General features: G+C 51.7%; 27 protein-coding genes and 1 pseudogene. 13 read left to right on the top strand and 15 right to left on the bottom strand.

Features of this window, described 5'->3' with window-relative positions; genetic code table 11:
• Window positions 1-180: 180 nt before the first annotated feature.
• The 3 genes from RTW80_RS05950 (at window position 181) to RTW80_RS05960 (ending at window position 3,246) form a co-directional block, all read left to right on the top strand.
• Complete coding sequence (locus RTW80_RS05950) at window positions 181-900, top strand: DUF2884 domain-containing protein (protein WP_000984796.1); 720 nt, start codon at window positions 181-183, stop codon at window positions 898-900.
• Window positions 901-1,075: 175 nt separating this feature from the next.
• Window positions 1,076-2,122 carry an L-asparaginase 2 gene (gene ansB, locus RTW80_RS05955; RefSeq protein ID WP_000394125.1) on the top strand — a complete coding sequence of 349 codons (1,047 nt, stop codon included), beginning with the start codon at window positions 1,076-1,078 and terminating at the stop codon, window positions 2,120-2,122.
• Window positions 2,123-2,238: 116 nt separating this feature from the next.
• Window positions 2,239-3,246 carry a DUF1202 family protein gene (locus tag RTW80_RS05960; protein WP_000745217.1) on the top strand — a complete coding sequence of 336 codons (1,008 nt, stop codon included), beginning with the start codon at window positions 2,239-2,241 and terminating at the stop codon, window positions 3,244-3,246.
• Between the two features lie 154 nt (window positions 3,247-3,400).
• On the opposite strand, the gene hemW is transcribed toward RTW80_RS05960, so the two are convergent.
• Genes hemW through yggS form a run of 5 tightly spaced genes read right to left on the bottom strand, consistent with a single transcriptional unit; the run spans window position 3,401 to window position 6,706 of the window.
• Entirely contained in the window at window positions 3,401-4,537 is a 1,137-nt protein-coding gene (hemW, locus tag RTW80_RS05965; RefSeq protein ID WP_000239928.1) for a radical SAM family heme chaperone HemW, read from the bottom strand.
• Window positions 4,530-5,123 (bottom strand): XTP/dITP diphosphatase, encoded by a 594-nt coding sequence (locus tag RTW80_RS05970; RefSeq protein WP_001174735.1) that lies wholly within the window; start codon window positions 5,121-5,123, stop codon window positions 4,530-4,532. Before RTW80_RS05970 ends, hemW begins: the two co-directional genes overlap by 8 nt.
• A 7-nt stretch (window positions 5,124-5,130) precedes the next feature.
• On the bottom strand, window positions 5,131-5,421 hold the full coding sequence (gene yggU / locus RTW80_RS05975) for a DUF167 family protein YggU (protein ID WP_001277222.1): 291 nt from the start codon (window positions 5,419-5,421) through the stop codon (window positions 5,131-5,133).
• The gene (yggT, locus tag RTW80_RS05980) at window positions 5,418-5,984 is read right to left on the bottom strand and encodes an osmotic shock tolerance protein YggT (RefSeq protein WP_001094831.1); all 567 of its coding nucleotides are present in this window, start codon (window positions 5,982-5,984) and stop codon (window positions 5,418-5,420) included. Before yggT ends, yggU begins: the two co-directional genes overlap by 4 nt.
• Before the next feature lie 17 nt (window positions 5,985-6,001).
• Window positions 6,002-6,706 (bottom strand): pyridoxal phosphate homeostasis protein, encoded by a 705-nt coding sequence (gene yggS, locus RTW80_RS05985; protein ID WP_000997795.1) that lies wholly within the window; start codon window positions 6,704-6,706, stop codon window positions 6,002-6,004.
• A gap of 17 nt (window positions 6,707-6,723) precedes the next feature.
• Here yggS and RTW80_RS05990 point away from each other — a divergent pair, with 17 nt between their 5' ends.
• Window positions 6,724-7,704, top strand: a complete 981-nt coding sequence (locus RTW80_RS05990; protein ID WP_001295381.1) for a PilT/PilU family type 4a pilus ATPase — start codon at window positions 6,724-6,726, stop codon at window positions 7,702-7,704.
• A 48-nt stretch (window positions 7,705-7,752) separates the two neighbouring features.
• Entirely contained in the window at window positions 7,753-7,881 is a 129-nt protein-coding gene (locus RTW80_RS05995; RefSeq protein ID WP_001278270.1) for a hypothetical protein, read from the top strand.
• Between the two features lie 6 nt (window positions 7,882-7,887).
• Here RTW80_RS05995 and ruvX read toward each other — a convergent pair whose 3' ends face one another.
• From ruvX to metK, 8 genes are all read right to left on the bottom strand, one after another.
• Window positions 7,888-8,304, bottom strand: a complete 417-nt coding sequence (gene ruvX, locus RTW80_RS06000; protein WP_000017106.1) for a Holliday junction resolvase RuvX — start codon at window positions 8,302-8,304, stop codon at window positions 7,888-7,890.
• Window positions 8,304-8,867: a YqgE/AlgH family protein gene (locus tag RTW80_RS06005; protein WP_001053178.1), complete on the bottom strand. Its 564-nt coding sequence runs from the start codon at window positions 8,865-8,867 to the stop codon at window positions 8,304-8,306. The genes ruvX and RTW80_RS06005 overlap by 1 nt, the downstream gene beginning before the upstream one ends.
• A gap of 108 nt (window positions 8,868-8,975) precedes the next feature.
• Entirely contained in the window at window positions 8,976-9,926 is a 951-nt protein-coding gene (gene gshB, locus RTW80_RS06010; RefSeq protein ID WP_000593273.1) for a glutathione synthase, read from the bottom strand.
• A 12-nt stretch (window positions 9,927-9,938) separates the two neighbouring features.
• The gene (gene rsmE, locus RTW80_RS06015; RefSeq protein ID WP_001222509.1) at window positions 9,939-10,670 is read right to left on the bottom strand and encodes a 16S rRNA (uracil(1498)-N(3))-methyltransferase; all 732 of its coding nucleotides are present in this window, start codon (window positions 10,668-10,670) and stop codon (window positions 9,939-9,941) included.
• Window positions 10,671-10,749: 79 nt separating this feature from the next.
• The gene (gene endA / locus RTW80_RS06020; RefSeq protein ID WP_000286500.1) at window positions 10,750-11,457 is read right to left on the bottom strand and encodes a deoxyribonuclease I; all 708 of its coding nucleotides are present in this window, start codon (window positions 11,455-11,457) and stop codon (window positions 10,750-10,752) included.
• Between the two features lie 94 nt (window positions 11,458-11,551).
• A complete protein-coding gene (locus RTW80_RS06025; RefSeq protein ID WP_001300769.1) occupies window positions 11,552-12,049 on the bottom strand; it encodes a SprT family zinc-dependent metalloprotease in 498 nt (165 codons plus the stop codon).
• 76 nt (window positions 12,050-12,125) lie between these two features.
• Entirely contained in the window at window positions 12,126-13,520 is a 1,395-nt protein-coding gene (gene galP / locus RTW80_RS06030; RefSeq protein ID WP_001112301.1) for a galactose/proton symporter, read from the bottom strand.
• 435 nt (window positions 13,521-13,955) lie between these two features.
• Window positions 13,956-15,110: a methionine adenosyltransferase gene (metK, locus tag RTW80_RS06035; protein WP_001062128.1), complete on the bottom strand. Its 1,155-nt coding sequence runs from the start codon at window positions 15,108-15,110 to the stop codon at window positions 13,956-13,958.
• A gap of 55 nt (window positions 15,111-15,165) precedes the next feature.
• On the opposite strand from metK, the gene yqgD reads away from it, so the two are divergent.
• The 5 genes from yqgD to speB all read left to right on the top strand — a co-directional run bounded on the left by yqgD (window position 15,166) and on the right by speB (window position 18,939).
• Window positions 15,166-15,417: a protein YqgD gene (gene yqgD / locus RTW80_RS06040; protein ID WP_001303651.1), complete on the top strand. Its 252-nt coding sequence runs from the start codon at window positions 15,166-15,168 to the stop codon at window positions 15,415-15,417.
• Window positions 15,418-15,527: 110 nt separating this feature from the next.
• Entirely contained in the window at window positions 15,528-15,671 is a 144-nt protein-coding gene (yqgG, locus tag RTW80_RS06045; protein WP_001297404.1) for a protein YqgG, read from the top strand.
• Between the two features lie 93 nt (window positions 15,672-15,764).
• Window positions 15,765-15,896 carry an acid stress response protein YqgB gene (gene yqgB, locus RTW80_RS06050; RefSeq protein WP_001338822.1) on the top strand — a complete coding sequence of 44 codons (132 nt, stop codon included), beginning with the start codon at window positions 15,765-15,767 and terminating at the stop codon, window positions 15,894-15,896.
• Window positions 15,897-15,904: 8 nt separating this feature from the next.
• Window positions 15,905-17,881 carry a biosynthetic arginine decarboxylase gene (gene speA / locus RTW80_RS06055; RefSeq protein WP_001295380.1) on the top strand — a complete coding sequence of 659 codons (1,977 nt, stop codon included), beginning with the start codon at window positions 15,905-15,907 and terminating at the stop codon, window positions 17,879-17,881.
• Window positions 17,882-18,018: 137 nt separating this feature from the next.
• Complete coding sequence (gene speB, locus RTW80_RS06060; RefSeq protein ID WP_000105566.1) at window positions 18,019-18,939, top strand: agmatinase; 921 nt, start codon at window positions 18,019-18,021, stop codon at window positions 18,937-18,939.
• Window positions 18,940-19,144: 205 nt separating this feature from the next.
• Here speB and loiP read toward each other — a convergent pair whose 3' ends face one another.
• Window positions 19,145-19,903: a metalloprotease LoiP gene (loiP, locus tag RTW80_RS06065; RefSeq protein WP_001295379.1), complete on the bottom strand. Its 759-nt coding sequence runs from the start codon at window positions 19,901-19,903 to the stop codon at window positions 19,145-19,147.
• Between the two features lie 277 nt (window positions 19,904-20,180).
• On the opposite strand from loiP, the gene tkt reads away from it, so the two are divergent.
• The 3 genes and pseudogenes from tkt to RTW80_RS06080 form a co-directional block, all read left to right on the top strand.
• Complete coding sequence (gene tkt / locus RTW80_RS06070; protein ID WP_000098614.1) at window positions 20,181-22,172, top strand: transketolase; 1,992 nt, start codon at window positions 20,181-20,183, stop codon at window positions 22,170-22,172.
• Window positions 22,173-22,485: 313 nt separating this feature from the next.
• The gene (gene cmtB, locus RTW80_RS06075) at window positions 22,486-22,929 is read left to right on the top strand and encodes a PTS mannitol transporter subunit IIA (RefSeq protein ID WP_001239650.1); all 444 of its coding nucleotides are present in this window, start codon (window positions 22,486-22,488) and stop codon (window positions 22,927-22,929) included.
• 27 nt (window positions 22,930-22,956) lie between these two features.
• A pseudogene (locus RTW80_RS06080) lies at window positions 22,957-23,070 on the top strand (PTS lactose/cellobiose specific IIB subunit); the annotation flags it as partial.
• A gap of 16 nt (window positions 23,071-23,086) precedes the next feature.
• On the opposite strand, the gene RTW80_RS31265 reads toward RTW80_RS06080, so the two are convergent.
• Window positions 23,087-23,147: IS1 family transposase (locus RTW80_RS31265; RefSeq protein ID WP_071528444.1), on the bottom strand; the 61-nt coding region annotated here is incomplete at its 5' end.

The following is a 23,147-nucleotide window of genomic DNA, read 5'->3' on the forward strand; positions in this document are numbered from 1 at the left end:
AGCATACGGGCGATGACAAATGCAAAACTGCCTGATGCGCTACGCTTATCAGGCCTGGAAAGATGCACGATCGAGTAGGCGGGATAAGGTGTTTACGCCGCATCCGGCATGGAAAACGCGTACTTTGTTATCAATCTGGGGCCAGCAAATGCTGGCCTGATTTTTTCTTGAGGGAAGACTATGATGCGCAAAATGCTGCTGGCGGCAGCACTTTCAGTGACGGCAATGACCGCTCACGCCGACTACCAGTGCAGCGTCACGCCGCGTGACGATGTGATTGTCAGCCCGCAAACCGTGCAGGTGAAGGGCGAAAACGGCAATCTGGTGATCACGCCAGACGGCAACGTGATGTATAACGGTAAGCAATATTCCCTGAATGCCGCCCAGCGCGAGCAGGCGAAGGATTATCAGGCTGAACTACGCAGCACGCTGCCGTGGATTGATGAAGGCGCGAAAAGCCGCGTCGAAAAAGCCCGTATTGCGCTGGATAAAATTATCGTTCAGGAGATGGGCGAAAGCAGCAAAATGCGCAGCCGTCTGACCAAACTTGATGCGCAGCTGAAAGAGCAGATGAACCGCATTATCGAAACGCGCAGCGATGGCCTGACGTTTCACTATAAAGCCATTGATCAGGTTCGCGCCGAAGGCCAGCAATTAGTGAATCAGGCAATGGGTGGAATTTTACAGGACAGCATTAATGAAATGGGCGCGAAAGCGGTGCTGAAAAGCGGCGGTAACCCATTACAGAATGTGCTGGGAAGCCTGGGGGGGCTGCAATCCTCAATCCAAACCGAGTGGAAAAAGCAGGAAAAAGATTTCCAGCAGTTTGGCAAAGATGTTTGTAGCCGCGTTGTGACTCTGGAAGATAGCCGCAAAGCCCTGGTCGGGAATTTAAAATAATCCTCTATTTTAAGACGGCATAATACTTTTTTATGCCGTTTAATTCTTCGTTTTGTTACCTGCCTCTAACTTTGTAGATCTCCAAAATATATTCACGTTGTAAATTGTTTAACGTCAAATTTCCCATACAGAGCTAAGGGATAATGCGTAGCGTTCACGTAACTGGAGGAATGAAATGGAGTTTTTCAAAAAGACGGCACTTGCCGCACTGGTTATGGGTTTTAGTGGTGCAGCATTGGCATTACCCAATATCACCATTTTAGCAACCGGCGGGACCATTGCCGGTGGTGGTGACTCCGCAACCAAATCTAACTACACAGCGGGTAAAGTTGGCGTAGAAAATCTGGTTAATGCGGTGCCGCAACTAAAAGACATTGCGAACGTTAAAGGCGAGCAGGTAGTGAATATCGGCTCCCAGGACATGAACGATAATGTCTGGCTGACACTGGCGAAAAAAATTAACACCGACTGCGATAAAACCGACGGCTTCGTCATTACCCACGGTACCGACACGATGGAAGAAACCGCTTACTTCCTCGACCTGACGGTGAAATGCGACAAACCGGTGGTGATGGTCGGCGCAATGCGCCCGTCCACGTCCATGAGCGCAGACGGTCCATTCAACCTGTATAACGCGGTAGTGACCGCAGCTGATAAAGCCTCCGCTAATCGTGGCGTGCTGGTGGTGATGAACGACACCGTACTGGACGGTCGCGATGTCACCAAAACCAACACCACCGACGTAGCGACCTTCAAGTCTGTTAACTACGGTCCTCTGGGATACATTCACAACGGTAAGATTGACTACCAACGTACCCCGGCACGTAAGCACACCAGCGATACGCCATTCGATGTCTCTAAGCTGAATGAGCTGCCGAAAGTCGGCATCGTTTATAACTACGCTAACGCATCCGATCTTCCGGCTAAAGCACTGGTAGATGCGGGCTATGATGGCATCGTTAGCGCTGGTGTGGGTAATGGTAACCTGTATAAATCCGTGTTCGACACCCTGGCAACCGCCGCGAAAAACGGCACTGCAGTAGTGCGTTCTTCCCGCGTACCGACGGGTGCTACCACTCAGGATGCTGAAGTGGATGATGCGAAATACGGCTTCGTCGCCTCTGGCACGCTGAACCCGCAAAAAGCGCGCGTCCTGCTGCAGCTGGCTCTGACGCAAACCAAAGATCCGCAGCAGATCCAGCAGATCTTCAATCAGTACTAATCACCTCGCCCCGGTATCGTGCCGGGGCTTTTTCACTTCAGACTTACGTCCATTGCCAATTTTCATTACCCTAATGATAATCACCGGAATAAATTATTCCGCGTGAGGTTTTTCGGGTGAAAAAGCAATGGATTGTTGGCACGGCACTGCTTATGTTGATGACTGGTAATGCCTGGGCAGATGGCGAACCGCCAACTGAAAATATCTTAAAAGATCAATTCAAAAAGCAGTATCACGGCATTCTCAAGCTTGATGCTATCACCTTAAAAAATCTTGATGCTAAGGGTAATCAGGCCACCTGGTCAGCGGAAGGCGATGTCTCTTCCAGTGACGATCTCTATACCTGGGTCGGTCAGTTGGCAGATTACGAACTGCTCGAACAGACCTGGACGAAAGATAAACCGGTAAAATTCTCGGCGATGTTAACCAGTAAAGGAACGCCCGCGTCTGGCTGGTCGGTGAACTTTTACTCTTTTCAGGCGGCAGCCAGCGATCGTGGGCGGGTGGTCGACGATATCAAAACGAATAATAAATATCTGATCGTGAATAGCGAAGATTTCAATTATCGCTTTAGTCAGCTTGAATCTGCGTTGAATACCCAGAAGAACTCGATTCCTGCGCTGGAAAAGGAAGTGAAAGCGCTTGATAAGCAAATGGTGGCGGCGCAGAAAGCAGCGGATGCATATTGGGGAAAAGATGCAAACGGTAAGCAAATGACCCGCGAAGAAGCCTTTAAAAAAATTCACCAACAGCGTGATGAGTTTAATAAACAGAACGATAGCGAGGCGTTCGCGGTTAAATATGACAAAGAGGTTTATCAACCGGCGATTGCGGCATGTCATAAACAGAGTGAAGAGTGTTATGAAGTGCCGATTCAGCAGAAACGAGATTTCGATATCAACGAACAACGGCGACAGACTTTTCTGCAATCACAAAAACTCAGCCGTAAATTGCAGGATGACTGGGTAACGCTCGAAAAAGGGCAATATCCGTTAACGATGAAAGTTTCAGAAATAAACAGTAAAAAAGTCGCGATTTTGATGAAAATTGACGATATCAACCAAGCTAATGAACGCTGGAAAAAAGATACCGAACAACTGCGGCGCAATGGGGTGATTAAGTAAGTTTGATATAGTGCACGATTTGTAGCAGGATGCGGCGTTGACCCCGCATCCGGCAATCAACGTCTGATGCGACGCTTGCGCGTCTTATCAGACCTACAACCGCTGCCACATGTCGGCTGGATAAGGCGTTCACGCCGCATCCGGCAATACAAGTTTACTCAGCCAGAAAAAGCTCCAGCAGCGAATTTAAAAACAGCTTCCCATGTTCCGTTATCTGCCAGTAATCCGCACATTCGGTGAGATAACCCTGGGCAATCGCCTCGTCTAACTGTGGGCGAATCACATCTTCGCAAAGCCCGGTATACGCACTAAACTCTGCGCGTGGCGCGGCCTCCAGCAAGCGAAAGCGGTTCATAAAGAACTCAAACGGCTTATCTGCGGCTTCGACATCACGCTGGCTTTCCAGATACCTTCCTTGCATAAAACCACGCGGATGACGCGTTTTAGTGGTACGCAGAATGCGCCCATCCGGGAAGGTCACTTTGCCGTGCGCGCCGCAGCCAATACCGATGTAGTCGCCAAAGCGCCAGTAGTTGAGATTGTGCTGGCACTGATAACTGGGTTTGGCGTAAGCGGAAGTTTCATATTGCTGATAACCCGCTGCGGTTAATAACTGATGCCCCTGTTCGAATATATCCCACAGCGCGTCGTCGTCCGGCAGCACCGGTGGTCGCGAACCAAACAGCGTATTGGGTTCGATGGTCAGTTGATACCAGGAAAGATGCGGCGGATTCAGTTCAATGGCCTGGCGTAGATCGCCAAGCGCCTCTTCCAGTGATTGATCCGGTAGTCCATGCATCAAATCAAGGTTAAAGCTACGTAACCCTAAACCGCTCGCCAGCTTTGCCGCTCGTTTCGCTTCTTGCGGGCCATGAATGCGCCCAAGTCGTTTCAGCTTTTCTTCGCTAAAACTCTGCACACCAATAGAGATGCGGTTCACACCAGCACGCTGATAATCGACAAAGCGATCGGCTTCTACCGTACCAGGGTTCGCTTCCATAGTAATTTCTGCATCCGCTGCCAGCGGCAAACGCGCACGCACGCCGTCCAGCAGCGTTTGCATCGCCGGGCCGGAAAGCAGGCTCGGCGTACCACCGCCAATAAAGATTGTCTTTACTTCACGGCCCTGAGCGTAAGCCACATCATTGTCCAGATCGCAAAGCAGATGCTGAACGTAATCGTCGTGCGGCACTTCTCCTTTCAACGCGTGAGAGTTGAAATCGCAGTACGGGCATTTCTGCACGCACCACGGGATGTGAATGTAGAGACTCAGCGGCGGTAATTTAACCATTACGTAAAGCGTCCAACAGCAGTTTCAATGCCTGACCACGGTGGGAAATGGCGCTCTTTTCTTCGCGGGTCAGTTCGGCAGCGGTTTTCCCTTCGGAAGGTACGAAGAAGATTGGATCATAACCAAAGCCACCAGTGCCCGCTGGTTCACGAGTAATCACGCCCGGCCAGCTACCGTGGCACACCAGCGGAGTCGGATCTTCCGCGTGACGCAGATATACCAGCACGCAGTGGAAACGCGCCTGACGTTGGTCGTCCGGTACGTCTTTCAGTGTTTCCAACAGTTTTTGCAGATTCTTTTGATCGGTCGCGTCTTCACCGGAATAACGCGCGGAGTAAATACCCGGCGCGCCACCCAGCGCATCTACCGCCAGACCAGAGTCGTCGGCAATTGCCGGTAAACCGGTCACTTTTGCCGCATGGCGCGCTTTCAGAATCGCGTTTTCGATAAAGGTCAGGCCGGTTTCTTCAGCGGAATCTACGCCGAGGTCTGTTTGGGCCACGATATCAAGACCGAAGTCGCTAAGCAGCGACGCCAGCTCACGCACTTTACCGGCATTGCCGGTTGCGAGGACAACTTTTTGCATAGGATACCTAATTAATTAACGCCGCGATTTCTGGCGGGATTTGTTGCGGATTAATGATTTTAATTTGTTTGTGGCGGCCAAGTTCGCCTTTTTCAATTACCACCTGGCTTTTGGCTACCCGGAATTGCTTACCGAGAAACTTCACCAGATGGCTGTTGGCCTGGCCGTCAACCGGCGGCGCGGTAATGGCGACTTTAACTTCGTCGCCATGTAAACCGACAATAGAATCACGGCTGGCTTTCGGCTGAATATAGAGCCGTAAAACCAGACCGTCATCATTAACTGTTACGGCACTCATAACGCCATCCACAGCCCCGGCAGCAGCATGTTTCCGGTTGCCTGTAATACTTCTGCGACACCCATATTGATGACATACAGCAGCAGAACGAGGATCATCGGCGAGAAATCAATCCCACCCATTGCCGGTAGCAGGCGGCGAATCGGGCGCAGCAGCGGATCGGCCAGCTGAATCAGCACGTATTCAATCGGACTACGACCCTGGCTTACCCAGCTCATAATCGCCATCACCAGCAGGACCCAGAAAATCAGCAAGCCGATGGTTTTCAGCAGAATCAGTAAACCGGCAATCCAGATGATTGGCAGGAAGGTCACCACTTTAAACAGCACAATGGCTTTGATAAAACTGAGAATATAGGCAACCAGCAGCGAGGCGCTGTCAATGGGACCCATTGCCGGAATAACGCGGCGCAGTGGCCCGATAATTGGCTGCGTTACCTTCACTACAAACTGTGAGAAGGGGTTGTAAAAATCACAATGAGCCCACTGCATCCAGATGCGTAATAACAGCACCATGGTATACAGCTCAATGACCGTTGAAAGCAGGAAAGTCAACGTATTCATGGCGTTCCTTTAATTCCTTATTTTTTAGAGTAATCACGCGCACCAAAAATTGCAGTGCCGATACGAACCATCGTGCTACCTGCCGCAATGGCGGCTTCCATATCGTCCGACATTCCCAGAGAGAGCGTGTCGATATGCGGGTAGCGCGTTTTCAGTCCGGCAAATGCTACAGCCATTTGGCGTGCAACTTCAAACTGCCTTACATATTCTGACTCAGGCGCAGGGATTGCCATCAGCCCGCGCAGACGTAAACGCGGTAGTTCAGCGACCGCCGCTGCCAGCTCGTCCAGTTCTGCCAGTTGAATCCCGGACTTACTGTTTTCATCACTAATATTAATTTGAATCAGTACGTTAAGAGGGGGAAGTTCTGCCGGGCGCTGATCGTTGAGGCGGGTAGCAATGCGCAAACGGTCGATGGTATGACACCAGTCGAAATGCTCTGCCACCAGGCGGCTTTTATTAGACTGCAACGGGCCAATAAAATGCCATTCTAATCCTGTTACGCCCAGTTCCTGAAAGTGGCGAATTTTATCTACCCCTTCCTGAACGTAGTTTTCACCAAATTGACGCTGCCCGGCATCAATGGCTTCTGCGATGGCGCTCGCAGGTTTTGTTTTACTGACTGCAAGCAGCGTAATTTCTTCTGGAGAACGGCCGCAACGCGTTGCAGCCGCTGAGATTTTGTCCCGGACCTGTGCCAGGTTATGCGCAATATCGTTCATTTTCCGAGGATCTTAGTATGAATATGGAAGAAATTGTGGCCCTTAGTGTAAAGCATAACGTCTCGGATCTACACCTGTGCAGCGCCTGGCCCGCACGATGGCGCATTCGCGGGCTAATGGAAGCTGCGCCGTTTGATGCGCCGGACGTCGAAGAGCTACTGCGGGAGTGGCTGGATGACGATCAGCGGGCAATATTGCTGGAAAATGGCCAGCTGGATTTTGCCGTGTCGCTGGCGGAAAACCAGCGGTTGCGTGGCAGTGCGTTCGCGCAACGGCAAGGTATTTCTCTGGCATTACGGTTGTTACCTTCGCACTGTCCACAGCTCGAACAGCTTGGTGCGCCACCGGTATTGCCGGAATTACTCAAGAGCGAGAATGGCATGATTCTGGTGACGGGGGCGACGGGGAGTGGCAAATCTACCACGCTGGCGGCGATGGTTGGCTATCTTAATCAACATGCCGATGCGCATATTCTGACGCTGGAAGATCCTGTGGAATATCTCTATGCCAGCCAGCGATGTTTGATCCAGCAGCGGGAAATTGGTTTGCACTGTATGACGTTCGCATCGGGGTTGCGGGCCGCATTGCGGGAAGATCCTGATGTGATTTTGCTCGGAGAGCTACGTGACAGTGAGACAATCCGTCTGGCGCTGACGGCGGCAGAAACCGGGCATCTGGTGCTGGCAACCTTACATACACGTGGTGCCGCGCAGGCAGTTGAGCGACTGGTGGATTCATTTCCGGCGCAGGAAAAAGACCCCGTGCGTAATCAACTGGCAGGTAGTTTACGGGCAGTGCTGTCACAAAAGCTGGAAGTGGATAAACAGGAAGGACGCGTGGCGCTATTTGAATTGCTGATTAACACACCCGCGGTGGGGAATTTGATTCGTGAAGGGAAAACCCACCAGTTACCGCATGTTATTCAAACCGGGCAGCAGGTGGGGATGATAACGTTTCAGCAGAGTTATCAGCACCGGGTGGGGGAAGGGCGTTTGTGACGTTGCCATGCCCGATGCGCAAGCTTATCGGGCCTACAAAGGCAATAAATGTCTGATGCGACGCTAACGCGTCTTATCAGACCTACAGCCGCTGCCAGATGTGTGCTGGATAAGGTGTTCACGCAGCATCCGGCAAAATGGCCGGATGACGGTAACGACTATCCGCCAGGCTTTTAAATCGCCTTAATATCCCTGCTCGAAATAGCTTTCGAGAATAATAACCGCAGAGGCAGAGTCAACTTTGCCTTTGTTGAGCGCCCGATAGCCGCCCTGTTCAAACAGACCGGAACGGGCTTCCACGGTGCTAAGACGCTCGTCATGGAGCTTTACTTCAACACCGAAACGACCATGAATACGGTTGGCGAATTTACGCGCTCTGGCAGTCAATGGTTGCTCGGTGCCGTCCATATTCAGCGGCAAACCGACGATGATTTCGTCCGGCTGCCACTCTTTCAGTAAACGCTCGATAATGTTCCAGTCCGGCGTACCGTCCTGTGCTTTAATTGCAGGCAAAGGGCGAGCGGTGCCGGTAATGCGTTGGCCGACCGCTACGCCAATGCTTTTGGTGCCGAAGTCGAAGGCGAGTAAGGTTCCACTCATCAGGCGTGTCCTGCCACACCAGGCATGGTGAGAATATCCACACCAATCAGTTTTGCCGCCTCGCGCCAGCGGTCGGCAATCGGCGTTTTGAACAGAATATTCAGATCTGCCGGGGCCGTTAGCCACGCGTTATCGAGAATTTCTTGTTCCAGTTGACCTTTCTCCCAGGAGGCATAACCCAGAGCCACCAATACGTCAGACGGTTGTTTATCGGTGCCGAGCGTTTCCAGCACATCGCGGGAAGTGGTCATTACCGTGTTGTCTGAAATGCGAATGCTGGAAGCAAAATTGGAGGGCGGAGTATGCAAAATAAACCCGCGATCTTCAGCCAGCGGACCGCCGAGCATAACCGGTTTATCCAGACGGATTGATTCATCACGCGGCTCCGGCGTGATCTTCAGCTTTTCCAGAATCCCTTCAATTTTGAGATTTTCCAGCGGCTTGTTGACGATGATCCCCATTGCACCATTGGTATTATGTTCGCAAATGTAGACCACGGAACGACGGAAAATCGGATCCTGGAGAGCAGGCATGGCAATAAGAAAGTGATGCTGTAAATTCATTGTCAGAGGTTCTGTTTCCTGGTTCAAAAAAGCAACAGCGCCCAGTATGCGTGGAAAGAAGGGCGCTGTCACTCAGAGTCTCAACGAGATCCTTCTCGCTAAGGTGGGTTACTGCTGCTGTAAACGTGCTTCGATGGCATCCATTAACATTCCGGTGATCGACACCGGAAACTCTGCTTCAATCTCACGAATACAGGTTGGGCTGGTGACGTTAATTTCAGTCAGACGGTCGCCGATGATATCCAGACCAACAAAAATCAGCCCTTTTTCTTTCAGCGTCGGCCCGATCTGACGGGCGATTTTCCAGTCACTTTCCGTCAGCGGACGAGGTTCACCGCGACCACCGGCAGCCAGATTGCCACGGGTTTCGCCCCCCTGCGGAATACGCGCCAGGCAGTACGGTACCGGCTCGCCATCCACCACCAGCACGCGTTTGTCGCCATCTTTAATGGCTGGCAGGTAATTTTGCGCCATGCAGTAGCGAGTGCCATGCTCAGTCAGGGTTTCGGCAATCACGCCGAGGTTTGGATCGCCTTCTTTCACGCGGAAAATCGACGCGCCGCCCATACCGTCCAGCGGCTTAAGAATGATGTCGCTGTGTTTCTCCCAGAACGCTTTTAGCTGCGCTTTATTGCGCGTAACCAGCGTTTCTGGCGTTAAGTCAGAGAACCAGGCGGTAAACAGTTTCTCGTTACAGTCGCGCAGGCTCTGCGGCTTGTTAACGATCAGCGTCCCTTTCTCTTCGGCACGTTCCAGAATATAGGTCGCGTAGATAAACTCGGTATCAAACGGCGGGTCTTTACGCATCAGGATCACATCGAGATCGGCCAGCGGCAGATCCTGTTCACCGACGAACGAAAACCACTCTTCGTAGTTCTGCTTCACGTTCAGCGTGCGGGTATGGGCGCGGGCTTCACCATTGATCAGATACAGATCGCCCATCTCCATATAGTGAAGTTCGTAACCACGACGCTGTGCTTCCAGCAACATAGCAAAACTGGAATCTTTCTTGATGTTGATGTTTGCGATGGGGTCCATCACGATGCCGAGCTTGATCATTATTCTTCTCCGTTAGCCCAAATCGCCAAATCGTACTTGTAGCGCGGTAATGGCGGTGAGCGCAGTTGTCTCTGTACGCAAAACGCGAGGTCCCAACAGGATATCAGTAAATTGATAGCGGGCAGTCATGGCAATTTCATCTGCCGATAAACCGCCTTCCGGGCCAATCAGCAGGCGGACGCGTTCAACCGGTAACGGCAACGTATTGATGCTGTTACTGGCGCGCGGGTGAAGATTCAGTTTCAGTCCTTCATCCTGCTCTGCACACCAGGCTTCCAGATCCATCGCTGGACGGATTTCCGGCACCCGGTTACGACCACACTGCTCACAGGCAGCAATTGCAATCTTCTGCCACTGCTGAAGCTTCTTGTTCAGACGTTCACTATCCAGTTTAACGCCGCAGCGCTCAGAAAAAAGTGGCGTAATGAGGCTTACACCGAGTTCGATCGATTTCTGGATAGTAAATTCCATTTTTTCACCACGCGACATCACCTGACCGAGGTGAATATGCAGCGGAGATTCGCGATCGTCGATCTGGCCTTCCAGCACCTTCACTTCCACGCTTTTTTTGCTGGCGCTGGTAATTTCGGCGTCAAAGACCTGGTTGCTACCGTCAAACAATTGCAACGCCTGCCCCGGCCCCATGCGCAGTACGCGCCCGATATGGTTGGCGGCATCTTCGCAAAGCGCGATGTGAGAATGGCTGGTCAGTGGTTCAGGATGATAAATGCGGGGGATACGCATAGTTAAAAATCCGCGTCGTCTCCCCACGCGGTTGTACGCGTGGGGTAGGGGTTAACAAAAAGAATCCCGCTAGTGTAGGTTAGCTCTTTCGCGCCTGGCAAGCGCGTTGCACATACGGGTTATGATTGCCCTGCACCTTCGCGATGCGTTCATCGCGCTCGCACTCCCAGTCGGTAACCGGATACATCTTGTTCCATGCGTTGAACAGCTGCGTTTGCTGGCGAGAGAGTGTCAGGTTGTATTGGTCGCGCATATAGAAGTAGGTGCGCGCAATGGCACCGCGTGCACGCGCTGGTGGTTCGGCAGCTTTTTCTTTGAAATCGACCTTCATGGCGCATTGACCGTACTGGCCTTCACCGCCATTCCACTGGCTGTACATAAAGTTGCCGCGATCGCCATTCACCTCACCGACTGACGGCTGCAGGTTATGCATATCGCTTTCCATCTTGCGATAGACCGGATCTTTAGCGCAGTTTTTACGTCCACCGTCCTGCCAGCACTGGCGCTGGTGACCGAACTGCCAGGCGGGAACGACATGTTCCCACTCTACGCGGCTGGCGCGGTTTTCATTTTTGCGCACCTGATAGCCGCACGATTGCAGATCAACAACGCCTTTTTTGCCCTGCCAGTTAATTTTACATCCGCAATAAAACGTACCGGGCGCGTCAGCGTGGACTTTTACCGCCGCGGCTTTCGCCTGAGAAAAACTATTGATACCTTCGGCCAACGCCGGGCCGGAAAATGCTGCGCTCAGTACCACCGCAGCAATAGACAAATAACGGTACATCACTTACTCCGTGTTAAAACGAGCCAGCAACGTAGCGAAAGTTGTTTTGGTATGCAATCAGCCAGATCAGGAAAGTTCCTGATAGTTCAGATGGTTATTTCGCAACCAGCTGTTCACCGCAGTGAACACAGCGATAGACGGCCTCGCCACGAACTACGCGATTATGGCGGCGTACGGTAAGCTGATGCTCCTGGCACTTGCAGCGGTAGGGGAAGGTGTTGCGACGCACGGATTGCAGTTCGAACTGATGCGTACGACGGGCGGGAACACCCAGCACGTTTTCCATCATCCACTTCCACTCTTTGCCATGTGGCGCTACGCGGCCGAAATGTTTCCATACCAGCAAATGTGCCAGTTCGTGCGGCACCACTTCTTCAATAAAGGCTTCACTGTTTTCCAACAGCAAAACGGGATTGAGGCGAATTTCATAGCTTTCCAGCCAGGCTGTTCCGGCGGAGGTTCCGCGCTGGGTGTAAGAGAGTTTTGGCTCCGGGTAGTTACGCCCTAGCTTCAGGTTGGCCTGGGCGAGTTTTTCCCGCAGGCGACGCATAACGGCCTGTTGGATGGCGATAGGGAGACGGGATGTTTTCATAGCGGCAGAGGATAGAGCGAAGAAAAGATGACTGCAAGAGGTGGCTTCCTCCGCGATGGGAGGAAGCTTGGGGAGATTAATCGTGAGCGCCTATTTCGCGCAGTTTACGACCTTTCATCAGATTACGTTCAATATGTTCCAGCGAAACGTGTTTGGTTTCCGGTACCAGCCACAATGTCAGCAGGATAAACAGTACGTTCAGAGCCGCATACACCCAGAAGGTGTTGGCGTTACCCAGCGTGTTGAGCATGGTCAGGAACGTTGCGCCAACGATCATGTTGGCAATCCAGTTGGTGGCAGTGGAGCAGGTGATGCCAAAATCGCGGCCTTTCAGCGGCTGAATTTCGGAGCACAGTACCCAAATCAGCGGACCGGCACTCATGGCAAAACCGACAATAAACATCAGCAGCATGGCGATGGCGAAATACTGCGCCGACGGAGAGTGAATACCGATATGCATCATTGTACCGAGTACGCCCATGCCAGCAGCCATCACCAGGAAGCCCAGCGTTAGCGTTGGTTTACGTCCCCAGCGGTCAACAAGGCCGATTGCGATAAAGGTGGCAAGTACGTTGGTCAGGCCGACAATCACGGTCCCCCACATTTGCTCGGTAGTGTTGGTATAACCCGCCAGTTCGAAGATTTTCGGCGCGTAATACATGATGACGTTCATCCCGGTGAATTGCTGCATTACCTGCAACAGTACGCCAAGGAACACCGCGCGGCGGAAGTTGCTGTTCTCTTTAAACAGCGCCCAGCCACTCTGTTTAACCTGCAAACTTTCACGGATTTCATCCAGTTCGCGTTTCGCTTCCGCGCTGGTGTCACGCAGGCGTAGCAGCACGCGTTCGGCATCAACAAAACGGCGTTTGGCGGCAAACCAACGTGGGCTGTCTGGCAGGAAGAAGACACCAATCAGCAGCAAAATTGCCGGGATGATAATCACACCCAGCATCCAGCGCCATGCACCGGTGTAGCTGAAGGCTGTATCAGAAAGATAAGCACCGAGGATCCCGATAGTGATCATCAACTGATACATCGAGATCATACTGCCACGAATTTTTTCCGGCGCAATTTCAGAGAGGTACAGCGGTGCGGTATAAGAGGCCACACCCACCGCCAGCCCCAGTAGAACGCGGGAAAGAATCAGTACTTCAACGTTTGGCGCAGCCGCAGAGAACAGCGAACCGGCAACAAACAAAATTGCGCCGATCATCAGGCTCTTTTTGCGCCCGAGTTTAAAGGAGAGCCAGCCGCTGCCCACCGCACCGACTGCCGCACCGAACATCATGGAGCTTACGACCCATTCTTGCGTGTGCGAAGTAATCTGGAATTCATCTGCAATAAACGGCAGTGCGCCAGCAATTACACCGATATCCAGGCCAAAGAGTAATCCCGCCAGAGCGGCAAGGAAGCAGACGAAAAACGTCATTGCCTTGTTTGACCGCCCCTGTTTTTTAGCGTCAGGCATGATGCCCTCCAATATGGTTATTTTTTATTGTGAATTAAGATAGGTGAGTACGACGTAAAAAGATGTGAAGCAAATCACATCAGTGTAATCGCTTACACTAACATTTATCTTAGTTATGGTTTAAGTGCATGAAAATAATTGAGTTATATCATCATAGATTAAACGCTGTTATCTGCAATTAAGACTTTACTGAAAAGAAATGTAACAACTGTGAAAACTGAATAATAATATGAAAATATTACAAATATTTGGCTGGTGTTATTGGTGTAATCGGTTTCAGTAGTGATGATAATTTGCGATAAAACGTGTTGAGGAAGAATGATGTTATTGTGCGGGCAGCTTTTTGCCGGATGCGGCGTGAATGCCTATCCACCGCGGTGAGGTAAAAGAAAAAGGCCAGCGCGAGGCTGGCCTTTGAAAGCAGGTGAAGAAAGATTACTTCAGACCGGCAGCATCGCGCAGCAGCTGCGCTTTGTCGGTTTTTTCCCACGGGAAATGTTCACGACCAAAGTGACCGTATGCTGCGGTTTCTTTGTAGATCGGGTGCAGCAGATCCAGCATCTGAATCAGACCGTATGGGCGCAGGTCGAAGAACTCACGTACCAGCAGAGTCAGTTGTTCAGAAGGCACTTTCTCAGTACCGAAAGTTTCTACCATGATGGAGGTCGGTTCAGCCACGCCGATTGCGTAGGAAACCTGAATTTCACAACGATCGGCCAGGCCAGCAGCAACGATGTTTTTCGCGACATAACGTGCTGCGTAGGCTGCGGAACGGTCCACTTTTGATGGATCTTTACCAGAGAATGCTCCGCCACCGTGACGTGCCATGCCGCCGTAGGTATCAACGATAATTTTACGACCAGTCAGACCGCAGTCACCCATCGGGCCACCGATAACAAAACGACCGGTCGGGTTGATGAAGAATTTGGTGGCAGAAGTCAGCCATTCAGCGGGCAGAATCGGCTTGATGATCTCTTCCATTACCGCTTCTTGCAGCGATTTCTGGTCGATCTCTTCAGAGTGCTGAGTGGAAAGCACGACAGCATCAATACCAACGATTTTGCCGTCGTCATACTGGAAAGTCACCTGGCTTTTCGCGTCCGGGCGCAGCCACGGCAGAGTACCGTTTTTACGCACTTCAGCCTGACGCTGTACCAGACGGTGTGCATAGGTGATAGGTGCTGGCATCAGCACGTCGGTTTCATTAGTTGCGTAGCCAAACATCAGACCCTGGTCACCCGCGCCCTGTTCCAGCGGATCGGCACGGTCAACGCCCTGGTTGATGTCAGGAGACTGTTTGCCGATAGCACTCAGAACCGCACAGGAGTTAGCGTCAAAGCCCATGTCGGAATGTACATAGCCAATTTCGCGAACGGTGTTACGGGTGATCTCTTCGATGTCTACCCAGGCGCTAGTGGTGATTTCGCCGCCAACTAAAACCATGCCGGTTTTTACGTAGGTTTCGCAAGCAACGCGTGCTTTCGGATCCTGTTCGAGGATCGCGTCTAAAACGGCATCAGAGATTTGGTCAGCAATTTTGTCAGGATGCCCTTCAGAGACGGACTCGGACGTAAAAAGGTGTTTTGCCATATTTAATATCACCTAAAGAGAATTTGGTTAGCTCAAACTGTTGTGTGGATTTTCTGTGGTAGCGGATCCTACCACGACTCTGCAGGTTAAAAACACTGGCAGTCTGAGTGTTAATCGGTATGGATGGATTAACATCTGGATGGCTATTTTAGGTCAATTCTTCACCCGATTTCCACTTTTTTTTGAATCGTGTCTCATTCTGTTAAAAACGTGGCTGGAAATTTTTCCTGACAATGCCGGCATTCTGCGTATTTATCTTTTGCAATTTTCTGCCATTGTGGGGTATAAAACGCGGCGCGCGGCTTAAATAAAAAGCACACGACGTTTCTTTCGTGTTGCCACTTCCAGCCGGGTTGAAATCAGAGTTTTGGCTTGTGGGTTCGTCTTAACAGGCGGCCGTGGAGGTGATACGAAATAATGAACCGTTGTCTGCTGCTTAACCTGTCTCACCGTTCTGGTGAAGATTCGTTCCCCGCACTCTGCATCTCTGCTTTGCATACCTGCCGATGTTATACCCATCTCGGCGCTTCTCAGGATTCAAGAGCTGGTTACAGTTACTGAGGACTGAACAAGGGCGCTCTTGTAAAAACAAGAGTTTTCTCGTGGTTTCGCCGAACTGTCACACTTACGTTCGGTTATGTGCTTAATAATGTTATGAAAAAGAAACCGGTTGCGCAGTCGGAGCGTCAGCATACACTGCTGGAAAATCCATGTGCTTATGGGTTGTTATCGCAGTTCCAGGCTGCGATAGTCGTTAACTGTTTTACACTTAATAAAATAATTTGAGGTTCGCTATGTCTGACGACATGTCTATGGGTTTGCCTTCGTCAGCGGGCGAACACGGTGTACTACGCTCCATGCAGGAGGTTGCAATGAGCTCCCAGGAAGCCAGCAAGATGCTGCGTACTTACAATATTGCCTGGTGGGGCAATAACTACTATGACGTTAACGAGCTGGGCCACATCAGCGTGTGCCCGGACCCGGACGTCCCGGAAGCTCGCGTCGATCTCGCGCAGTTAGTGAAAACTCGTGAAGCACAGGGTCAGCGTCTGCCTGCACTGTTCTGTTTCCCACAGATCCTGCAGCACCGTTTGCGCTCCATTAACGCCGCGTTCAAACGTGCGCGGGAATCCTACGGCTATAACGGCGATTACTTCCTTGTTTATCCGATCAAAGTTAACCAGCACCGCCGCGTGATTGAGTCCCTGATTCATTCGGGCGAACCGCTGGGACTGGAAGCAGGCTCGAAAGCAGAGTTGATGGCGGTGCTGGCACATGCTGGCATGACCCGTAGCGTCATCGTCTGCAACGGTTATAAAGACCGCGAATATATCCGCCTGGCATTAATTGGCGAGAAGATGGGCCACAAGGTCTACCTGGTCATTGAGAAGATGTCAGAAATCGCCATTGTGCTGGATGAAGCAGAACGTCTGAATGTCGTTCCTCGTCTGGGCGTGCGTGCACGTCTGGCTTCGCAGGGCTCGGGTAAATGGCAGTCCTCCGGCGGGGAAAAATCGAAGTTCGGCCTGGCTGCGACTCAGGTACTGCAACTGGTTGAAACCCTGCGTGAAGCCGGGCGTCTCGACAGCCTGCAACTACTGCACTTCCACCTCGGTTCGCAGATGGCGAATATTCGCGATATCGCCACAGGCGTTCGTGAATCGGCGCGTTTCTATGTGGAACTGCACAAGCTGGGCGTCAATATTCAGTGCTTCGACGTCGGCGGCGGTCTGGGCGTGGACTATGAAGGCACCCGTTCGCAGTCTGACTGCTCCGTAAACTACGGCCTCAATGAATATGCCAACAACATCATCTGGGCGATTGGTGATGCGTGTGAAGAAAACGGTCTGCCGCATCCGACGGTAATCACCGAATCGGGTCGTGCGGTGACTGCGCATCACACCGTGCTGGTGTCTAATATCATCGGCGTGGAACGTAACGAATACACGGTGCCGACCGCGCCTGCAGAAGATGCGCCGCGCGCGCTGCAAAGCATGTGGGAAACCTGGCAGGAGATGCACGAACCGGGAACTCGCCGTTCTCTGCGTGAATGGTTACACGACAGTCAGATGGATCTGCACGACATTCATATCGGCTACTCTTCCGGCACCTTTAGCCTGCAAGAACGTGCATGGGCAGAACAACTCTATCTGAGCATGTGCCATGAAGTGCAGAAGCAACTGGATCCGCAAAACCGTGCGCATCGTCCGATAATCGACGAACTGCAGGAACGTATGGCGGACAAAATGTACGTCAATTTCTCGCTGTTCCAGTCAATGCCGGACGCATGGGGGATCGACCAGTTGTTCCCGGTTCTGCCGCTGGAAGGGCTGGATCAAGTGCCGGAACGTCGCGCTGTGCTGCTGGATATTACCTGTGACTCTGACGGTGCTATCGACCACTATATTGATGGTGATGGTATTGCCACGACAATGCCAATGCCGGAGTACGATCCAGAGAATCCGCCGATGCTCGGTTTCTTTATGGTCGGCGCATATCAGGAGATCCTTGGCAATATGCACAACCTGTTCGGTGATACCGAAGCGGTTGACGTGTTCGTGTTCCCTGACGGTAGCGTAGAAGTAGAACTGTCTGACGAAGGCGATACCGTGGCGGACATGCTGCAATATGTACAGCTCGATCCGAAAACGCTGTTAACCCAGTTCCGCGATCAAGTGAAGAAAACCGATCTTGATGCTGAACTGCAACAACAGTTCCTTGAAGAGTTCGAGGCAGGTTTGTACGGTTATACTTATCTTGAAGATGAGTAAGTCCTGTGTTACTTGAATCCGCTTAATTTAGCGGTGATAATCCGCCACAATTTATTGTGACAAATCCAACCCTTCCTCGTCGGGCCTAACGACGCGGAAGGGTTTTTTTATATCGACTTTGTAATAGGAGTCCATCCATGAGCACCTTAGGTCATCAATACGATAACTCACTGGTTTCCAACGCCTTTGGTTTTTTACGCCTGCCGATGAACTTCCAGCCGTATGACAGCGATGCCGACTGGGTGATCACCGGCGTGCCGTTCGACATGGCCACCTCTGGCCGTGCGGGTGGTCGCCACGGTCCGGCAGCGATCCGTCAGGTTTCGACGAATCTGGCCTGGGAACACAACCGCTTCCCGTGGAATTTCGACATGCGTGAGCGTCTGAACGTCGTGGACTGCGGCGATCTGGTATATGCCTTTGGCGATGCCCGTGAGATGAGCGAGAAGCTGCAGGCGCACGCCGAGAAGCTGCTGGCTGCCGGTAAGCGTATGCTCTCCTTCGGTGGTGACCACTTTGTTACGCTGCCGCTGCTGCGTGCTCATGCGAAGCATTTCGGCAAAATGGCGCTGGTACACTTTGACGCCCACACCGATACCTACGCGAACGGTTGTGAATTTGACCACGGCACCATGTTCTATACCGCGCCGAAAGAAGGTCTGATCGACCCGAATCATTCCGTGCAGATTGGTATTCGTACCGAGTTTGATAAAGACAACGGTTTTACCGTGCTGGACGCCTGCCAGGTGAACGATCGCAGCGTGGATGACGTTATCGCTCAAGTGAAACAGATTGTGGGTGATATGCCGGTTTACCTGACCTTTGATATCGACTGCCTGGATCCTGCTTTCGCGCCGGGAACCGGTACGCCAGTGATTGGCGGCCTGACCTCCGATCGCGCCATTAAACTGGTACGCGGCCTGAAAGATCTCAACATCGTTGGGATGGACGTAGTGGAAGTGGCTCCGGCATACGATCAGTCGGAAATCACCGCTCTGGCTGCGGCGACGCTGGCGCTGGAGATGCTCTATATTCAGGCGGCGAAAAAGGGCGAGTAAGCACCAGATGCGATGCGCACGGGTAAAACGTGCCATTAATGTCGGATGCGGCGTGAACGCCTTATCCGACCTACGTTCGGCACCCGTAGGCCGGATAAGATGCGCCAGCATCGCATCCGGCAATGCGCACAGGGTAACAAATGTGCCATTCATGTCAGAAGGGGCGTGAACGCCTTATCTGACCTACGTTCGACACCACCAGGCTTTACTTAATCCCATCTGCGCTCATACGATCGCGAATATGCTGGGCGCGTTCGGCGGATGCAGGATGGTCGTCAAACATTGAGCTTTGGCGACCTTCTTCCAGTTTTGCCAGTTTTTCAAAGCTGGTGGCAAGACCTGCCGGGCTGATGCCGCGTTGGCGCAGAAGATCGTAAGAATAATCATCGGCTTCTGCTTCCTGGCGCTGGGAGAATTGCGAATTGACTAATTTCTCGCCCAGATCACCGAGTTGTGATTGAGATAAACTGCCGACAATCCCGCCCGCAGAGGCCGCAGCTACTCGCACGGCATTTGTACCAAGTGCCACCTGCATTCCTTTTTTCACATGGCCTAATGCCACGTGCCCCATTTCGTGACCGATCACCGCTTCGACTTCGTTATCCGTCATCATATCCATCAGCCCGCTATAGACACGGATACAGCCGTTAGCCATTGCAAAGGCGTTCACATCCTTCGCCATATACACTTTGTAATTTACCGGCTGACCGTTGATATTGTTGCCTAGCGCATTGGCAATAGTTGTCAGACGTTTAGCGTATTCGCTATTGGCTGGCGCAATCGTCGCCTTGCTGTCCATCTCCTGACATGCCTGATCGCTCAGGGTTTTCACCTGCTCATCACTCAAACTGTAAGCCTGAAAAGCTTCCGCTCCTGATGAGAGCAGTCCGTTGGAGTCCATATTCTGGCAACCGGTCAGTACCGTTGCCACGCTCATTGCTACCAATAAGGCGCGAATTTTCATGTTTTCTCTTCCGCACAAGGTCAGGATTATTCTAAAAATGCGCCGTTTGCAGGTGAATCGACGCTCAGTCTCAGTATAAGGAAAAGCGCAACGGACGGGCGAGTAGATTGCGCAACATGCGAGCATGATCCAGAGATTTCTGAAGCAGCAAAAGGATGTTCCATGTACATGACGCGCGGCTTGCGGTAAATTGTTGGCAAATTTTCCGGCGTAGCCCAAAACGCGCTGTCGTCAAGTCGTTAAGGGCGTGCCCTTCATCATCCGATCTGGAGTCAAAATGTCCTCACGTAAAGAGCTTGCCAATGCTATTCGTGCGCTGAGCATGGACGCAGTACAGAAAGCCAAATCCGGTCACCCGGGTGCCCCTATGGGTATGGCTGACATTGCCGAAGTCCTGTGGCGTGATTTCCTGAAACACAACCCGCAGAATCCGTCCTGGGCTGACCGTGACCGCTTCGTGCTGTCCAACGGCCACGGCTCCATGCTGATCTACAGCCTGCTGCACCTCACCGGTTACGATCTGCCGATGGAAGAACTGAAAAACTTCCGTCAGCTGCACTCTAAAACTCCGGGCCACCCGGAAGTAGGTTATACCGCTGGTGTGGAAACCACCACCGGTCCGCTGGGTCAGGGTATTGCCAACGCAGTCGGTATGGCGATTGCAGAAAAAACGCTGGCGGCGCAGTTTAACCGTCCAGGTCACGACATTGTCGACCACTACACCTACGCCTTCATGGGCGACGGCTGCATGATGGAAGGCATCTCCCACGAAGTTTGCTCTCTGGCGGGTACGCTGAAGCTGGGTAAACTGATTGCGTTCTACGATGACAACGGTATCTCAATCGATGGTCACGTTGAAGGCTGGTTCACTGACGACACCGCAATGCGTTTCGAAGCTTACGGCTGGCACGTTATTCGCGACATCGACGGTCATGACGCGGCATCCATCAAACGCGCAGTAGAAGAAGCGCGCGCAGTGACTGACAAACCGTCCCTGCTGATGTGCAAAACCATCATCGGTTTCGGTTCCCCGAACAAAGCCGGTACCCACGACTCCCACGGTGCGCCGCTGGGCGACGCTGAAATTGCCCTGACCCGCGAACAGCTGGGCTGGAAATACGCGCCGTTCGAAATCCCGTCTGAAATCTATGCTCAGTGGGATGCGAAAGAAGCAGGCCAGGCGAAAGAATCTGCATGGAATGAGAAGTTTGCGGCTTACGCGAAAGCTTATCCGCAGGAAGCGGCTGAATTTACCCGCCGTATGAAAGGCGAAATGCCGTCTGACTTCGACGCCAAAGCGAAAGAGTTTATCGCTAAACTGCAGGCTAATCCGGCGAAAATCGCCAGCCGTAAAGCGTCGCAGAATGCTATCGAAGCGTTCGGCCCGCTGTTGCCTGAATTCCTCGGCGGCTCTGCTGACCTGGCACCGTCTAACCTGACCCTGTGGTCTGGTTCTAAAGCAATCAACGAAGATGCTGCAGGTAACTACATCCACTACGGTGTTCGCGAGTTCGGTATGACCGCGATTGCTAACGGTATCTCCCTGCACGGTGGTTTCCTGCCGTACACCTCCACCTTCCTGATGTTCGTGGAATACGCACGTAACGCCGTACGTATGGCTGCGCTGATGAAACAGCGTCAGGTGATGGTTTACACCCACGACTCCATCGGTCTGGGCGAAGATGGCCCGACTCACCAGCCGGTTGAGCAGGTCGCTTCTCTGCGCGTGACCCCGAACATGTCTACATGGCGTCCGTGTGACCAGGTTGAATCCGCGGTCGCGTGGAAATACGGCGTTGAGCGTCAGGACGGCCCGACTGCGCTTATCCTCTCCCGTCAGAACCTGGCGCAGCAGGAACGAACTGAAGAGCAACTGGCAAACATCGCGCGCGGTGGTTATGTGCTGAAAGACTGCGCCGGTCAGCCGGAACTGATTTTCATCGCTACCGGTTCAGAAGTTGAACTGGCTGTTGCTGCCTACGAAAAACTGACTGCCGAAGGCGTGAAAGCGCGCGTGGTGTCCATGCCGTCTACCGACGCATTTGACAAGCAGGATGCTGCTTACCGTGAATCCGTACTGCCGAAAGCGGTTACTGCACGCGTTGCTGTAGAAGCGGGTATTGCTGACTACTGGTACAAGTATGTTGGCCTGAACGGTGCTATCGTCGGTATGACCACCTTCGGTGAATCTGCTCCGGCAGAGCTGCTGTTTGAAGAGTTCGGCTTCACTGTTGATAACGTTGTTGCGAAAGCAAAAGAACTGCTGTAATTAGCATTTCGGGTAAAAAGGTCGCTTCGGCGACCTTTTTTATTACCTTGATATGTCCGTTTGCGGACAAGCAATAGATAAGGAGTGTTGTAGATCACAAATATTTATATGCAATAAATATCAATTATGTAATATGCATCACGATATGCGTATTGACATTTGTTGTTATATCTATAACTCAATGTTATATAAGAAATTAATAATTCACTGTTTTCAAAACACCGGTTTCCCTGCTCAATTGCTTTCATTAAACCGCACGAGTATTTTATTTTTACCGCCGGACGGTACCCTAAAAATAAAATAAGGATAATTTATGCGGCTTAGTGATTATTTTCCAGAATCATCAATCTCAGTTATACATTCAGCAAAAGATTGGCAGGAAGCTATCGATTTCTCGATGGTATCATTGCTGGATAAAAACTATATCAGCGAGAATTACATTCAGGCAATTAAAGATTCCACCATTAACAATGGCCCTTATTATATTCTCGCACCAGGCGTGGCAATGCCTCATGCGCGACCGGAATGTGGGGCGCTTAAAACCGGGATGTCTTTGACATTACTTGAACAAGGTGTTTATTTTCCGGGGAATGACGAACCAATTAAATTACTCATCGGACTCTCTGCTGCCGATGCCGATTCGCACATTGGCGCTATTCAGGCGTTAAGTGAATTACTGTGCGAAGAAGAAATACTCGAACAACTCTTAACAGCATCATCAGAAAAACAATTAGCGGACATTATCAGCCGCGGATAATTACTCTCTCCTCTACAGGATAATATTATGGAAAACAAGTCTGCTCGTGCAAAGGTCCAGGCTTTTGGGGGCTTTTTGACTGCAATGGTCATCCCCAATATTGGTGCTTTTATTGCCTGGGGTTTTATTACTGCGTTATTTAGGTAATGACTCCAACTTATTGATAGTGTTTTATGTTCAGATAATGCCCGATGACTTTGTCATGCAGCTCCACCGAT

Origin of the sequence: Escherichia sp. AM3, assembly GCF_032029835.1 — a bacterium.
Taxonomy (GTDB): Bacteria; Pseudomonadota; Gammaproteobacteria; order Enterobacterales; family Enterobacteriaceae; genus Escherichia; species Escherichia coli.

Excerpts from the sequence above, each read along its gene's own strand:
- RTW80_RS05995 (WP_001278270.1), top strand. The coding sequence starts at position 7,753 with ATGTCTGATGCGACGCTAACGCGTCTTATCAGACCTACAGCCGCTGCC.
- yqgB (WP_001338822.1), top strand. The coding sequence starts at position 15,765 with ATGAAAAAGAAACCGGTTGCGCAGTCGGAGCGTCAGCATACACTGCTG.
- loiP (WP_001295379.1), bottom strand. The coding sequence starts at position 19,903 with ATGAAAATTCGCGCCTTATTGGTAGCAATGAGCGTGGCAACGGTACTG.
- gshB (WP_000593273.1), bottom strand. The coding sequence starts at position 9,926 with ATGATCAAGCTCGGCATCGTGATGGACCCCATCGCAAACATCAACATC.
- ruvX (WP_000017106.1), bottom strand. The coding sequence starts at position 8,304 with ATGAGTGGAACCTTACTCGCCTTCGACTTCGGCACCAAAAGCATTGGC.
- RTW80_RS06005 (WP_001053178.1), bottom strand. The coding sequence starts at position 8,867 with ATGAATTTACAGCATCACTTTCTTATTGCCATGCCTGCTCTCCAGGAT.
- yggT (WP_001094831.1), bottom strand. The coding sequence starts at position 5,984 with ATGAATACGTTGACTTTCCTGCTTTCAACGGTCATTGAGCTGTATACC.
- RTW80_RS05990 (WP_001295381.1), top strand. The coding sequence starts at position 6,724 with ATGAATATGGAAGAAATTGTGGCCCTTAGTGTAAAGCATAACGTCTCG.
- galP (WP_001112301.1), bottom strand. The coding sequence starts at position 13,520 with ATGCCTGACGCTAAAAAACAGGGGCGGTCAAACAAGGCAATGACGTTT.
- yqgG (WP_001297404.1), top strand. The coding sequence starts at position 15,528 with ATGAACCGTTGTCTGCTGCTTAACCTGTCTCACCGTTCTGGTGAAGAT.
- ansB (WP_000394125.1), top strand. The coding sequence starts at position 1,076 with ATGGAGTTTTTCAAAAAGACGGCACTTGCCGCACTGGTTATGGGTTTT.
- cmtB (WP_001239650.1), top strand. The coding sequence starts at position 22,486 with ATGCGGCTTAGTGATTATTTTCCAGAATCATCAATCTCAGTTATACAT.
- RTW80_RS06025 (WP_001300769.1), bottom strand. The coding sequence starts at position 12,049 with ATGAAAACATCCCGTCTCCCTATCGCCATCCAACAGGCCGTTATGCGT.
- metK (WP_001062128.1), bottom strand. The coding sequence starts at position 15,110 with ATGGCAAAACACCTTTTTACGTCCGAGTCCGTCTCTGAAGGGCATCCT.
- RTW80_RS05970 (WP_001174735.1), bottom strand. The coding sequence starts at position 5,123 with ATGCAAAAAGTTGTCCTCGCAACCGGCAATGCCGGTAAAGTGCGTGAG.
- endA (WP_000286500.1), bottom strand. The coding sequence starts at position 11,457 with ATGTACCGTTATTTGTCTATTGCTGCGGTGGTACTGAGCGCAGCATTT.
- tkt (WP_000098614.1), top strand. The coding sequence starts at position 20,181 with ATGTCCTCACGTAAAGAGCTTGCCAATGCTATTCGTGCGCTGAGCATG.
- yggS (WP_000997795.1), bottom strand. The coding sequence starts at position 6,706 with ATGAACGATATTGCGCATAACCTGGCACAGGTCCGGGACAAAATCTCA.
- hemW (WP_000239928.1), bottom strand. The coding sequence starts at position 4,537 with ATGGTTAAATTACCGCCGCTGAGTCTCTACATTCACATCCCGTGGTGC.
- RTW80_RS05950 (WP_000984796.1), top strand. The coding sequence starts at position 181 with ATGATGCGCAAAATGCTGCTGGCGGCAGCACTTTCAGTGACGGCAATG.
- yggU (WP_001277222.1), bottom strand. The coding sequence starts at position 5,421 with ATGAGTGCCGTAACAGTTAATGATGACGGTCTGGTTTTACGGCTCTAT.
- speA (WP_001295380.1), top strand. The coding sequence starts at position 15,905 with ATGTCTGACGACATGTCTATGGGTTTGCCTTCGTCAGCGGGCGAACAC.
- rsmE (WP_001222509.1), bottom strand. The coding sequence starts at position 10,670 with ATGCGTATCCCCCGCATTTATCATCCTGAACCACTGACCAGCCATTCT.
- speB (WP_000105566.1), top strand. The coding sequence starts at position 18,019 with ATGAGCACCTTAGGTCATCAATACGATAACTCACTGGTTTCCAACGCC.